Source organism: Pseudomonas sp. R4-84 (assembly GCF_054130985.1).
In genome coordinates, this window is record NZ_CP096390.1 from 4,383,020 (window position 1) to 4,396,682 (window position 13,663).

At 59.3% G+C, this 13,663-nt stretch carries 9 protein-coding genes; 6 read left to right on the forward strand and 3 right to left on the reverse strand.

Annotated elements, in window-relative coordinates; all coding sequences use genetic code 11:
* Positions 1-92 precede the first annotated feature (92 nt).
* From M1D68_RS20050 to M1D68_RS20075, 6 genes are all read left to right on the forward strand, one after another.
* Complete coding sequence (locus M1D68_RS20050) at positions 93-2,384, forward strand: GGDEF/EAL domain-containing response regulator (RefSeq protein WP_457968097.1); 2,292 nt, start codon at positions 93-95, stop codon at positions 2,382-2,384.
* A complete protein-coding gene (locus M1D68_RS20055; protein ID WP_420765326.1) occupies positions 2,381-4,255 on the forward strand; it encodes an EAL domain-containing protein in 1,875 nt (624 codons plus the stop codon). The genes M1D68_RS20050 and M1D68_RS20055 overlap by 4 nt, the downstream gene beginning before the upstream one ends.
* Positions 4,256-4,312: 57 nt before the next feature.
* On the forward strand, positions 4,313-5,272 hold the full coding sequence (locus M1D68_RS20060) for a cytochrome-c peroxidase (protein WP_434560403.1): 960 nt from the start codon (positions 4,313-4,315) through the stop codon (positions 5,270-5,272).
* A complete protein-coding gene (locus M1D68_RS20065; RefSeq protein ID WP_457968098.1) occupies positions 5,269-7,068 on the forward strand; it encodes a DAHL domain-containing protein in 1,800 nt (599 codons plus the stop codon). The genes M1D68_RS20060 and M1D68_RS20065 overlap by 4 nt, the downstream gene beginning before the upstream one ends.
* The gene (locus tag M1D68_RS20070) at positions 7,065-8,471 is read left to right on the forward strand and encodes an ATP-binding protein (RefSeq protein WP_457968099.1); all 1,407 of its coding nucleotides are present in this window, start codon (positions 7,065-7,067) and stop codon (positions 8,469-8,471) included. The genes M1D68_RS20065 and M1D68_RS20070 overlap by 4 nt, the downstream gene beginning before the upstream one ends.
* Positions 8,472-8,696: 225 nt before the next feature.
* On the forward strand, positions 8,697-10,316 hold the full coding sequence (locus tag M1D68_RS20075) for an FMN-binding glutamate synthase family protein (protein ID WP_457968100.1): 1,620 nt from the start codon (positions 8,697-8,699) through the stop codon (positions 10,314-10,316).
* Between the two features lie 1,557 nt (positions 10,317-11,873).
* Here the strand turns inward: M1D68_RS20075 and M1D68_RS20080 are convergent.
* From M1D68_RS20080 to M1D68_RS20090, 3 genes are read right to left on the reverse strand one after another with little or no spacing between them, the layout of a single operon-like run.
* Complete coding sequence (locus tag M1D68_RS20080) at positions 11,874-12,851, reverse strand: glycosyltransferase family 2 protein (protein WP_457968101.1); 978 nt, start codon at positions 12,849-12,851, stop codon at positions 11,874-11,876.
* Positions 12,848-13,234: a GtrA family protein gene (locus tag M1D68_RS20085; protein WP_457968102.1), complete on the reverse strand. Its 387-nt coding sequence runs from the start codon at positions 13,232-13,234 to the stop codon at positions 12,848-12,850. The genes M1D68_RS20080 and M1D68_RS20085 overlap by 4 nt, the downstream gene beginning before the upstream one ends.
* Positions 13,231-13,596, reverse strand: coding sequence for a GtrA family protein (locus tag M1D68_RS20090; RefSeq protein WP_434560413.1), 366 nt, complete (start codon positions 13,594-13,596; stop codon positions 13,231-13,233). The genes M1D68_RS20085 and M1D68_RS20090 overlap by 4 nt, the downstream gene beginning before the upstream one ends.
* Between the last annotated feature and the right edge of the window lie 67 nt (positions 13,597-13,663).

A 13,663-nucleotide genomic window follows, 5' to 3' on the forward strand; every position in this document is an offset into this window, starting at 1 on the left:
AAGGGCCAAGTACAGGCCGAATACTCATGCCAGCGAAAGGGATATCAGATGTACCCACGGTTCCGTAGTCAGCATCTCGACGGTGCACGGCCATGAGCCTGCCGATGGAAAGATCCAATCGGCGGATACTGATCGTTGATGACACGCCGACAATCCATGAGGATTTTCGAAAGATTCTCAGCCCCCACGCAGCGCCCGAAGACAGCCTGAGCAATGCTGAAGAAGCCTTGTTCGGCGCCCCCGTGGTGGTTTGCGCCCAGAGCTTCGAGCTCGAATCGGCGTTCCAGGGCATGGAAGCCCTGAACAAGGTCGAAACCGCCCTTGCCCAGGGCAAACCGTTCGCCATGGCTTTCATCGACATGCGCATGCCGCCGGGTTGGGACGGCCTGGAAACCATCGAGCGGCTGTGGCGCGCCGACCCCAAGTTGCAGGTGGCGTTGTGCACGGCCTACTCGGATTATTCCTGGGAGGACATCGCCGACCGTCTCGAGCTGGGCGACCGCCTGCTGATCCTGAAGAAACCTTTCGATGCGATCGAGATTCGCCAGATGGCGAGCACCTTGACCGTCAAATGGCAGATGACCGAAGACGCCGCGTTGAAAATGGACATGCTCGAACGGGCAGTGGAAGAACGCACCCGGGAGCTGGCCGACGCCAACATCATCGTGCAGAACAGCCCGACCATCCTTTATCGCCTGCGCGGCGAGCCGCCTTTTCCATTGATGTACATCTCCCACAACATCACCAAGTTCGGCCATGTCGCGGCGCGCCTGATCAGCTCGCCGGACTGGGCGCAAACCTTGATCCACCCCGACGACCAGGCCAAGGTCGACGAAGCCATGGTGCGCGTCCTGGACCGCGACACCGCGGGTGCCTCCATCGAATTTCGCATGCGCACTGGCGACGACACGTTCCGCTGGGTAGAGAACCGCTACATCCCGGTGCGCAACGAGCAAGGCCTGCTGCTGGAAGTCGAAGGCATCATCCTCGACATTACCGAGCGCAAGCTGGCCGAGGAAAAGATCGCCTTGCTGGCCCGCACCGATGGCCTGACCGGGCTCGCCAACCGCGCCACCATGATCGAGCGGCTGCACCAGGCCTTTGCGGCCGCCCGTCGGGGGGCGGCGCCCTTCGCAATGTTTTACCTGGACCTGGACCACTTCAAGCGGATCAACGACACCCTCGGGCACCCCATCGGTGACCTGCTGTTGCAACAAGTCGCAGCGCGGCTCAAGGGCTGCACCCGGGAAAACGACGTGGTGGCGCGCCTGGGTGGCGACGAATTCGCCATCCTGCAACTGGACGTCCACGAAGCGACCCACTGCGCCGCGCTGGCGGCCAAGATTCGCGACACGCTGATGGCGCCCTATTCCCTGGATGGCAACGACGTACGCATTTCCGTGAGCATCGGCATCAGCCTCTATTCCCCGCAGAGCCCAAGCGCCGACAGCCTGATGGCCCAATCCGACATGGCCCTGTACCGCTCCAAGGAAAAGGGCCGCAACCAGTATCACTTCCACAACGAGGAAATTAACCAGGAGGTCACGGATCGGGTCGCCCTCGCCAATGACCTGCGCCTGGCCATCGAAAACAACGAGTTGCACTTGCACTACCTGCCGGAAGTCGACCTTGGCACCGGCCGGATTCTCGGCATGGGCGTGCAGGTGCGCTGGAACCATCCCGCGCGCGGCTGGCTGGAACCGGCCGCCTTCATGCCGGCCGCGGAAAAAACCGGAATCATCATCGGCCTGGGCCATTGGGTCCTGGACCAGGCCTGCCAGCAGATGCGCCAATGGCGAGACCAGGGCATGGCGCCACCGGTGATCGCCATCGACCTGTCCCTGACCCAGCTCAAGACCGGCCCGGAACTGATCTACGACGTGCTGCGTACCACCGCGCGCTGGGAGCTGGCGCCCTGGGACCTGCGTTTCGACGTCACCGAAGCGACCCTGGCCCAGACCAAATGGACCCATAACGACGTGCTGCCACGCCTGTGCGAGTTGGGCGTGCAGGTCGCCATCGACGATTTCGGCACCGAGTACTCATCCTTCGATTACCTCAAGACTTACCGCGTGAACCACCTCAAGCTCGCCCAGCGCTTCCTCGACAGCGCCAACGCCGATCCGGAGAACGCCACGACCCTGCGGGCCATCATCAACTTCGCCCGGGACGTGGGCATCGGCATCATCGCCGAAGGGGTCGAGACCCAGGAGCAACGCACGACGCTGATGTCCAGCGGCGGGTCGATACAAGCCCAGGGGCACTATTTCAGCACTGTGGTGGACAGTGAGCAGGCCGCCGCCCTGCTCAAGGCGGGCGCCATCGTTCCGGTGGCGGACCACTGGACCCGGCCGGCGAGCCAGCTATCGGAGAGCAGCCCATGAACCCCATGTCCGTTCCGGCAAACAGGCGCATCCTGGTGGTGGACGACACGCCCGCCATTCACCACGACTTTCGAAAGATCCTCAGCCCCAGTGCAGGCAACGATGACTCGCTGGACGACACCGAGAGCCTGTTGTTCGGCACGCCGCAGGTGAACCGGGTGCAATTCCAGATCGACTCGGCCTACCAGGGCGAGGAAGCGCTGGAACTGGTCAAGCGCGCCCAGGCCGAAGGCCAGCCCTATGCCCTGGTGTTCGCCGACATGCGCATGCCGCCCGGCTGGGACGGCCTGCAGACCATCGAACAACTGTGGAAAGCCGACCCGCGCCTGCAGATCGCCCTGTGCACCGCGCATTCGGATTACTCCTGGGAGACCATGTCGGAACGCATCGAATTCGACGATCAGTTGTTGATCCTCAAGAAGCCGTTCGACACCCTGGAAATCCGCCAGATGGCCAGCGCCATGACCTGGAAATGGCAATTGGCCCAGGACGCCGCACGCAAGATGCGCAGCCTGGAACGCACCATCGAAGAGCGGGTCCAGGAGCTGCTCAAGGTCTCCCACCTGCTGCAATATGACGTGCTCACCGAGCTGCCCAACAGCATGCTGCTCGGCGACCGCCTGACCCAGGCCTTGGCCCAGTGCCGCCGGCATGACCGACAGTTGGCGGTGATGTTCATCGGCCTGGACCGCTTCAAGCGCATCAACAATGCGCTGGGGCACCCGGTGGGCGACGAGATGCTCAAGCGCGTGGCGCGGGCGTTGGCGGCGGTGGTGCGCGAGTCCGACTCGGTGTTTCGCTACGGCTCCGATGAGTTCGTGGTGATCCTCGGCGACATCGCCGACCCACAATTGACCAAGGGCGTGGCGGAAAAGCTGCTGGGGGCCATCAACTCCCCGCACCCCATCGACGGTCACGACCTGACGGTGACAGCGAGCCTGGGCATCAGCGTGTATCCGGCCGATGGTTTCGATGCCGTGGCGCTGATCAAAAAGGCCGAGACGGCAATGCGCAACGTCAAGGAAAACGGCCCCAACGATTTCCGTTTTTTCACCGAGGACATGAATCGCCGCGCCCGTCAGCAGCAGACCATCGAATCTGGCTTGCGCCTGGCCTTGCAGCGTAAGGAGTTCGTGCTGCATTACCAGCCCAAGCTCGATCTGACGAGCGGTAAAGTGGTCGGTGCCGAGGCGTTGGTGCGCTGGAATCGCCCCGACCAGGGGCTCGTCTATCCGTCGGATTTCATCCCCGTGGCCGAGGACAGCGGCCTGATCGTCCCGCTGAGCCAGTGGGTACTCCAAGAGGCCTGCCAGCAGGCCTGTCGCTGGCAGGCCGAGGGCATGCGGCCGCTGTACCTGTCGGTCAATGTCTCGGCGATCGATTTCCGCCAGCGCGGTTTCGTCGATGGCATCGCACGCACCCTAAAGGAAACCGGTCTGGACCCGACACAGTTAGAACTGGAGATCACTGAAAGCGTGCTCATGCAGAACATCGACACCACCGTCGCCACGCTCAATGCCATCAAGCATCTGGGCATACGGCTGGCCATCGATGACTTCGGCACCGGCTATTCGAGCCTGAGCTACCTGCAGAAATTTCCGGTGGATGTGTTGAAGATCGACCAGTCGTTCGTCGGTGACCTGAGCATCGACAGCAACGACGCGAAACTGGTGAGCACCATCATCAGCCTGGGCAAGAGTTTGAACCTGCACATCATTGCCGAAGGCGTGGAAACCCGGGAGCAGCTGGAATTCCTCAAGATCCACCAGTGCGAGGAAGCCCAGGGCTACTACTTCAGCAAGGCCGTGGCACCGCAAGCCTTCAGCCAATGGATGGCTGAATGGGAACAACGCCCGAACCCGTTTTCGTGAGCGCCAGCGTCATAACCCCCTTGTTTCAAGGGACAGCATTTCAAAGGAAAGCACCCCATGGCGTCACACGGACTGATTCTGGCTCTCGGCCTGCTGGTGGGACTGAGCGTGACCGCTCGCGCCGAGCCATTGGACGAACCGCTCAAACCCCTGCCTCCCGCTCCCGCCCTGGACCCCAAGCGAGTCCAGTTGGGCCAGCGGCTGTTCAATGACCCACGGCTGTCGGTCAACAACACCCTGTCCTGCGCCAGTTGCCATCGCCTGGACAAGGGCGGCGCCGACGACAAAGCCTTATCCCTGGGTTTCGACGGCAAGCCAGTGGAGGTCAATACGCCCACGGTGTTCAATGCCAGCCTGAATTTCCACCAGTTCTGGGACGGTCGCGTCGACACCCTGGAAGAACAGGTGCATATCGTCGTCACCAGCCCCGGTGAAATGGGCAGTAACTGGGAAACGGTGGTCAAGCGCATCGCGGGCGATACGGGCTATGCCAGGGATTTTGCCGACGCGTACCCAGACGGCGTGACCCAACCCAATATCCAGGGGGCGCTTGCCGACTACGAGCGCACCCTGCGGACACCCAACTCGCGCTTCGATAAATACCTGCTAGGCGATACCGACATCCTCACGCCTCGGGAAAAGTTCGGCTACCAGCGCTTCAAGGAGTACGGCTGCATCGCTTGCCATCAAGGCGTGAACATCGGCGGCAATATGTTCCAGAAATTCGGCGTGATGGGCGACTACATTCAGGACCGGGGCAATCCGACCCGAGCCGACGAAGGACGCTTCAACGTCACCGGCGACGAAGCCGACCGCCAGGTCTTCAAGGTGCCGAGCCTGCGCAACGTGGCCGTCACCGCGCCGTATTTCCATGGAGGGTCGGCACAGACTCTGGAGCAGGCAGTAAAAGTGATGTTCAAGTATCAATTGGGCCGCGAACCCCTGAAGAACGATACCGAACTGATCGTCGAATTCCTCAAGACCCTCACCGGCGAATGGGAGGGCAAGCCGCTATGACACTCGCACGCCGCCTCGGCCTGGTTTTCATTGGTGTATTGCTGGCCTCGATCCTCCTGTTCATGTACATCCAATCGGGTGCCCAGCAAGCCGCCTCGCACATTGAATCCCGGGACCTGATCCGCCTGCTCAAGCAGCAGGACGGTATCTGGGACAACGAAGTGCTCAAGTCCCGGATCGCCCTGAGCCACAATTACGACCCGCTGGTCTCGCCATTGAGTGAAATGACGCGCCTGTGGCAGCGTCTCGATGCCATCGAGTCGGAGCCCGGCCGGCACGCGCCTACGCTCTGGTCATCCCAGCGCGACGAATACCTGAAGGCGATCAAGGAAAAAACCCGCCTGGTGGAACAGTTCAAGTCCCATAACGCGGTACTGCGCAACTCCCTGGCATTCCTGCCCACCGCCGAGGACGACATCCAGCGCCAGTTCACCCAACTGTCCGACGGTGAAAAACTGGAACTGCAAAACGTTGCCATCGACACCTACGACCTGCTGCTCAGCACGATGGAGTTCGCCCAGATCACCACCCGCGAGCAGGCCGCCGAAGTCTTGCTGGGCCTCAATCAACTGGACGTCAACAAAGAGCGGCTGCCGGCGGGGATCGTCAGCTCCGTCGACATCCTGGGCAGGCACATCGCGTTGATCTTGCGCGAGCAACCGTTGGTCAATCAGCTGTTGCACGACTTCGAGGCGGTCCCCCTGGCCGCACGCCTGGACACCATCACCAGCCTGCTGGAAAAAGATCAGGAAAAAGCGGCTGCCAAACATCAGCGCAACCACATTCTCTTGCTCTTGTTCGCCACCTTCCTGACGTTGATATTGATTTGGCTGGCGGTTCGGCTGGTGCGCAGTTTCGGCGAGATCAAGCGGGTCAACAGCGCCCTGCAAACCGCCAACGACGAGCTCGAACAACGGGTCGAGGAACGCACCCGCCAGCTCAAGGACACCCAGAGTGAACTGATGGACACTGCCCGCCAGGCCGGCATGGCGGAGATCGCCACCAACGTGCTGCACAACGTCGGCAACGTGCTCAACAGCGTGAACATTTCCGCCGACCTGGTCAGCCGAAAATTGCGCAGCAGCAAGGCCCTGGGCCTGGGCAAGGCGATGAACCTCATCAACGAGCACAGCCACGACCTGGGGCACTTCCTCACCGAGGACGAAAAAGGCAAGCTGCTACCCGGTTATCTCAACCAATTGGTGGAAGCCATCGCGACGGAACAACAAAGCCTGACCGACGAGCTTGCGCAACTGAGCAAGAGCGTCGACCACATCAAGGACATCGTTTCGACGCAGCAGTCCTACGCCGGCGCCAATAGCCTGATGGAGCCGCTGGTGGTCAGCGAACTGCTCGAGGACGCCCTGCGCATGAACTCAGGGGCCCTGACCCGCCACCATGTGACGGTGATCAAAGAGTACGGCGAAGTGCCACGGATCATGGGCGACAAACACCGCATGCTGCTGATCCTGATCAACCTGATCAGCAATGCCAAATACGCCATGGCGGGGGTTTCCAACCATGCGCGGAACATGACGCTCAAAGCCTGGGTCGTAGATCAAGAGCTGCAAATCAGCGTGAAGGACGAAGGCGAAGGAATCCCGGAGGAAAACATGACGCGCATCTTCGCCCACGGTTTTACCACCCGTAAGGACGGTCACGGGTTCGGCCTGCACAGTTGCGCACTGGCGGCCATTGAAATGAACGGCCACCTCACCGCGCACAGCGAGGGGCCAGGGACCGGGGCGACATTCGTATTGCAACTGCCCTTGAAACTCGCAGAAGGTGAGCCATGAATAGCCTGAGTAACCGGCGCATCCTCTTGATCGACGATACGCCAGCCATCCATGACGACTTCCGAAAGATCCTGACGCCCGAGGACGAGAGCAACGCTGATCTACAGGATATGGAAAGCGCGCTGTTCGGCGAAGCGCCGAAAGTGGCCGCCACCGTTTTCGAACTTGACTCCGCCTACGGTGGCCAGGAAGGCCTGGCCAAATTGCAGCAGGCGCTGGCCAAGGAGCATCCCTATGCCCTGGCCTTCGTCGACATGCGCATGCCCGAAGGCTGGGACGGCGCCAAGACCATCGAGGAACTGTGGAAAGTCGATCCGCAACTGCAAGTGGTGGTCTGCACCGCGTACTCGGATTATTCCTGGGATGAGCTGCTCGACCGTCTCAACGGCCACGATCGTCTGCTGATCCTGAAAAAGCCCTTCGACAACATCGAAGTTCAGCAGATGGCCAACACCTTGACCACCAAATGGGAAATGACCTCCCGCGCCCGTTTGAAAATGAACAAGCTCGAAGACCTGGTGGAACAACGCACCCTGGCGTTCAAACAGGCCAGCGAGTTGCTACAGATGGAAATCGACGAACGCAAGATGCTCGAGAGCCAGCTGGTGCAATCGGAAAAACTCGCCTCCCTGGGCCAACTGGCCGCCGGCGTGGCCCACGAGATCAACAACCCGATCGGCTTCATTTCCTCCAACCTCGGCGCCCTCGGCGGCTACTTCAGCAAACTGGAGGAAATGCTCCAGGCCTACGGCAGTGCCGAGCAAGCCATCGCCTCGCCGGAATTGGTGCTGAATTTGAAAAGCCTGCGCGAGCAGGTGGAGTTGGACTTCTTGGTGGAAGACATCCCGGTGCTGATCAAGGAATCCAAGGACGGCATCGCCCGCGTCGGGCAGATCGTCAAGGACCTCAAGGACTTTTCCCGCGTCGACTCCAGCCAGGAATGGCAGATGGCCAATTTGCAGCAAGGCATGGACTCGACCTTGAACATCGTCGCCAACGAGATCAAGTACAAGGCCGACGTGGTCAAGCAATACAGCCCGTTGCCGGAGGTCGAGTGCCTGCCGTCGCAAATCAACCAGGTGATCATGAACCTGATCGTCAATGCCGCCCAGGCCATCGGCCCGGAACGCGGCACCATCACCCTGCGCAACGGGGTGGAAGGCGACAACGTCTGGATCGAAGTCGCCGACAACGGCTCCGGCATCCCGCCGGAAACCCTGCAGAAAATCTTCGACCCGTTTTTCACCACCAAGCCCATCGGCCAAGGCACGGGACTTGGATTGTCGCTGTCCTACGGCATCGTGAAAAAACACAACGGCGACATCACGGTGAGCAGTGAAGTGGGGGTGGGAACGACCTTTCGGGTGGAGTTGCCGGTGCGGCAGATGAAATTGGCGGGGTGAGCGACCGCAGTTTCCAATTTCAGCGAGAGGGCTCTGTGGCGAGGGGATTTAGCGAAACGTCGCACCGCCCCGCTGGGCTGCGCAGCGGCCCCAAGAATTTCAGGGCCGCTTCGCGCCCCAGCGGGGATAAATCCCCTCGCCACAGGGTTCTTGTTGCCTGCCGTTTCACAGCAAGCGCAGAATCTCTGCTTCGCCCCACCCATCGCTCGCCCCCAAGGAACCCGCATGAGCCTGTCTTTGCTGAGCCGCTACGCCTTCTTCGCTGGCTGCGTGATCTTCACCCTCGCCAGCTTGCCGTTCCTGCAACATGACTGGCTCTGGCCGATTGCGCTGGTGACGGGGCTGCTGAGCCTGCTGGGGTTGTTCGACCTGCTGCAAACCCGCCATGCCGTGCGCCGCAACTATCCGATCCTGGGCAATATCCGTTACCTGGTCGAAGGCATCCGCCCGGAGATCCGCCAGTACCTGCTCGAATCCGACAGCGATGCCCTGCCCTTCTCCCGTGCCCAGCGCTCGCTGGTGTATTCACGGGCCAAGAACGAAAGCGCCGACAAACCGTTCGGCACCTTGATCGACGTCTACCAGGCCGGCTTCGAATTCATCGGCCACTCCATGCGCCCGGCGCCGTTGAGCGACCCCAGCGGCTTTCGCGTCACGGTCGGCGGCCCGCAATGCACCCAGCCCTATTCGGCCTCGGTGTTCAACATCTCGGCCATGAGCTTCGGCTCCTTGAGCGCGAATGCGATCCGGGCGTTGAACCAGGGCGCCAAGCTCGGCAACTTCGCCCATGACACCGGCGAAGGCAGCATCAGCCCCTACCACCGCGAACACGGCGGCGACCTGACCTGGGAATTGGGCAGCGGCTATTTCGGTTGCCGCACCAGCGACGGGCGCTTCGACCCGGAACGCTTCGCTGCCCAGGCCCGGAACCCGCAGGTGCGGATGATCGAAATCAAGATGAGCCAAGGCGCCAAGCCCGGCCACGGCGGGATCCTGCCCAAGCACAAGGTCACCCGGGAAATCGCCGAGACCCGTGGCATCCTCATGGGCGAGGACTGTGTTTCGCCGTCCCGCCACAGCGCGTTCTCCACGCCAATCGAGCTGATGCAGTTCGTCCAGCAATTGCGCGAGCTGTCTGGCGGCAAGCCGGTGGGCTTCAAGTTCTGCCTGGGGCATCCGTGGGAATTCATGGGCATCGCCAAGGCCATGCTGGAAACCGGCATCCTGCCCGACTTCATCGTAGTGGACGGCAAGGAAGGCGGCACCGGCGCGGCACCGGTTGAGTTCACCGACCACATCGGCGTGCCGCTGCGCGAAGGCCTGTTGTTCGTGCACAACACCCTGGTGGGGCTGAACCTGCGGGACAAGATCAAGCTCGGCGCCAGCGGCAAGATCGTCAGCGCCTTCGACATCGCCAGCGTCCTGGCCATCGGCGCCGACTGGGCCAACGCCGCTCGCGGCTTCATGTTCGCCATCGGTTGCATTCAGTCCCAAAGCTGCCACACCAACAAATGCCCCACCGGCGTCGCCACCCAGGACACCCTGCGCCAACGCGCCCTGGTCGTCCCGGACAAGGCCCAGCGGGTCTACAACTTCCACCGCAACACCCTCAAGGCCCTCGCCGAAATGCTCGCCGCCGCCGGCCTCGACCACCCCTCGCAATTGCAGCCCAAGCATCTGGTGCGGCGCATGTCGGCGACCGAGATCAAACTGTTTTCACAGCTGCATGTGTTCTTGAAACCGGGGGAATTGCTGACCGGTGAAGTGAACGGACAGTTCTATTCGCGGATGTGGCAACTGGCGCGGGCGGACAGTTTTGAGCCGCTGGAGGTGGTGGCTGCCTAGCTGAAGCGTTAAGACCCCCTTCCTCTGGGAGGGGTGAGGTTTTAAGGGTGTACAAAGAAGCCACCATTTCTCCCTCGAGAAAGGTACGGGTTTGCTTCCAATCATTTTCCAGTAGCGCCCTGAAAACTGTTGCAGTTTTAGGTCCTATCCACCAGACATTGCCTGTGCTGCATTTAAGTACATGCAAATTAGTGAAATAGTTCAATCGATCGCCTTCGGGAAACAAGGCGTATCCGCCACGGCCAGCAACGTTAAAGAACATACCGAGAGATGAGTCAATATAAAATTTTGGCCAAATTCCCGTCTCGTTGTAATAGGTGAACGGCAGGTACCAGATTAAGGATTCAAAGACTATTTCGTCGTTTGGCATCGCCTCTTTTTTGATTGCAGCCGCCAGCACGTCGAGCCTATAGCTCTTACGCAAATCGGTTCCGTTCATGCCATCGGTTTGTCGATATACCGACTGTAATCCTTGAACCTCAACTGCCACCATAATTATCACGACCAAGACTAGTATGGCAGTTCGTCGATTCGATATATCCAGAGCTGCAGCAACAATCAAAGGTAGCCCAACCGCTGCAAATGTCAGATATCGAGGAGCGAACACGGGGACAACCAGCGTTGCGATAGTCAAAAAAGTTGCTGGAATAAAAAAATAACCGACCATTAGACCGCTGATACGATGCAGGTGGTGTTCTTTCCAAATCAACATTCCCGCGCATGCAACAACAAACACCAATGGCATCGCACGCAACAGCAAGGACTGCGCTCCCCATGCATTCATAGAAGTGAACTGCCAAACAAGACTTAACACTGCCTCTCCTGTGACAGACGTGAGCCATACGCCCCCTGCCGACAGATGATCAACAAAATGAGGCAACCAAGGCACAAACAACACAACGATTGCACTGTTAACCAAAAGCCATGGCTGCATCGGCAACGCGGTTCCCGTCCCCGCACGGCCCGACCACCAGTAAAACCAATGAACAAGCACGCACAGTGCTGCGAAATAATGCGTATAGAACGCTGCTGTCATCAGCAACACATAAATAATCGGGAAGCGCTTCTTTTCCGGCTCTTTAACCCAGCACACCAATGCCACGGTTGCGCCCATCAGCCAGAATCCAAGCAGGGTGTACATGCGCGCTTCCTGGCTGTAACGAACCGAGATCGGCAGCAACGCCAATAACAACCCAGCCATCCAGGTTGCTCTTCGCGTGGCAACCAGGCTCATCAGCTTTATGCTCAGCAAAACCGTGCCTACGTCGGCTAGCACACTGAGCGACCTAACGGCCAAGACCCCGTCACCAAACAGAATCATCCAGCAGTGCAGCGCGAGGTAATAAAGCGGCGGGTGAATATCTCGTGCTGTAATAGACCAGATCTGCCACGGCTCATGCCTGGCAAGCAGAATGCTGAACGCTTCGTCGTACCAGATCGCCGGTGTTGTGATTCCGTAAAAACGTACGCACAGCGCAAGGACCACTACTGCTGCCAAGGTCGAGCCATCGGCGAATCGACTGGAAGGTCTACCTGAACGTACATGAAAGTCCGTCATCATTGATCATCCTCCAACTCGTGAACCCGCTCACGATTTTCTTGCACGCCCGACTCTCCCCGAACTATTTCGCTGATGACATACCTCGGCCGATGCTTGGTCTCAAGATAAATCCGCCCGATGTATTCCCCCAACACACCAATACCAATCAATTGCACCCCACCCAAAAACAAAATCGCCGTCATCAACGATGGATAACCGGGCACATCGTTTCCAAAGAGCAGCTTGTCCAGCACCATGTATACGGCATACACCAGCGATAAAAACGAGATACAACCACCCACATAAGTCCACAACCGCAACGGCACGGTACTGAACGACGTGATGCCTTCCAATGCCAGGTTCCACAACTTCCAACCATTGAATTTGCTGCTACCAGCGGCGCGGCCGGCGCGGTCGTATTCGACGATAACGGTGGTAAACCCCGCCCACGACAACACGCCTTTCATGAACAGTTGGTATTCGGGAAGGGTCTTGATGACGTCCACGACCTTGCGATCCATCAGCCGAAAATCGCCGACGTTCCGCTCGATATGGGGATAGGCGATTTGATCGAGCAAGCGATAGAACAGCGCAGCACATCCACGCTTCAGGTAACTGTCGGATGAACGATCACGACGCTTGGCCAGCACCACTTCGGCGCCCTTTTCCCATTCGGCAACAAGCTTGGGAATCACCTCGATGGGGTCTTGCAGGTCTACGTCGATGGGAATGACCACGTCCCCGCCGGCGTGTTCGATCCCGGCAAACAAGGCGGGCTCCTTGCCGAAGTTTCGGGAAAAATTGATCAACACGACCAGGTTATCGACCAGCGCGATGTCACGTGCAAGCGCATCCGTCTGGTCAGCGCTGCCATCGTTGATGAAGATGATCTCTACGCTGTAACCGGCCAACGCCGGGTGCTGACGGACACTCTTGTAGAACAGTCCCAGGGTCTGCTCTTCATTGAACACCGGAACAATCAGCGAGATCTTCATGGACGTTGCCCACGAAACACCACGAACCGGGAGAGGAGAAATCCGAACACCAGACTCAGCAGCGAAAATACCGCCACCGTCAGCAATCCATGGAGCCGCCAGCGGTCTCCCAGATAACCCACGGCATAACTGAGCGCTCCAATAACGCACAGGAAAGTGACATACCCCGTTACCGAGAGTTTGGCCTCGAAGGTATAGAGCGCATTGAGGTAATAGGAGAACGAAGCCGCCACGCAAAACGCAGCCAAATTACTGATCGACTGATCGAGACCGACCGCCACGCGCAGCACAAAGAATATTTGCCAATGAAGCAATGTATTGGCGAGGCCGACCAGTGAATAAGTAAAAAAAGTGCTCCATCTTGCTTTTCGGAATTCGTTCATGGCTGCTGAGAGGCACGAAGCGATTTGAACCGGAACAAGCTGTACCCCATCGCCAGGTTCAACAGGCAATAGAAAGCCACCGTCACCCATCCAGGTGAACCCAGGACATCTCCCATCGAGCCGACCGCGTAACTCAATGTCCCCATCAAACCATTGCACAGCAGATAGCTGCGCCACGACTCCCCGGGCCGGAAGATGTAAAGCCCACTCACATAAAACGAAAACACCGCAGCCACGCCGAACGCAGCCAAGTTGCTAGTTGCCTGGACCAGTCCAACGGCGTCATGCAACAGAAAAAAAACCTGGCCATGGATCAGTCCATTGACCAGTGCGATAACCATCAACGCAGAAGACCCGTTCATCTTGGTACCTTGCCACTCCCCTATTGGCGTGCGTCCAAGCTAGGCGACGGTTCTGCGGCGGTCTACT

What these genes read in the sequence shown, in the direction of transcription:
- M1D68_RS20050 (WP_457968097.1), top strand. Translation starts at nt 93, where the DNA reads ATGAGCCTGCCGATGGAAAGATCCAATCGGCGGATACTGATCGTTGAT.
- M1D68_RS20055 (WP_420765326.1), top strand. Translation starts at nt 2,381, where the DNA reads ATGAACCCCATGTCCGTTCCGGCAAACAGGCGCATCCTGGTGGTGGAC.
- M1D68_RS20060 (WP_434560403.1), top strand. Translation starts at nt 4,313, where the DNA reads ATGGCGTCACACGGACTGATTCTGGCTCTCGGCCTGCTGGTGGGACTG.
- M1D68_RS20065 (WP_457968098.1), top strand. Translation starts at nt 5,269, where the DNA reads ATGACACTCGCACGCCGCCTCGGCCTGGTTTTCATTGGTGTATTGCTG.
- M1D68_RS20070 (WP_457968099.1), top strand. Translation starts at nt 7,065, where the DNA reads ATGAATAGCCTGAGTAACCGGCGCATCCTCTTGATCGACGATACGCCA.
- M1D68_RS20075 (WP_457968100.1), top strand. Translation starts at nt 8,697, where the DNA reads ATGAGCCTGTCTTTGCTGAGCCGCTACGCCTTCTTCGCTGGCTGCGTG.
- M1D68_RS20080 (WP_457968101.1), bottom strand. Translation starts at nt 12,851, where the DNA reads ATGAAGATCTCGCTGATTGTTCCGGTGTTCAATGAAGAGCAGACCCTG.
- M1D68_RS20085 (WP_457968102.1), bottom strand. Translation starts at nt 13,234, where the DNA reads ATGAACGAATTCCGAAAAGCAAGATGGAGCACTTTTTTTACTTATTCA.
- M1D68_RS20090 (WP_434560413.1), bottom strand. Translation starts at nt 13,596, where the DNA reads ATGAACGGGTCTTCTGCGTTGATGGTTATCGCACTGGTCAATGGACTG.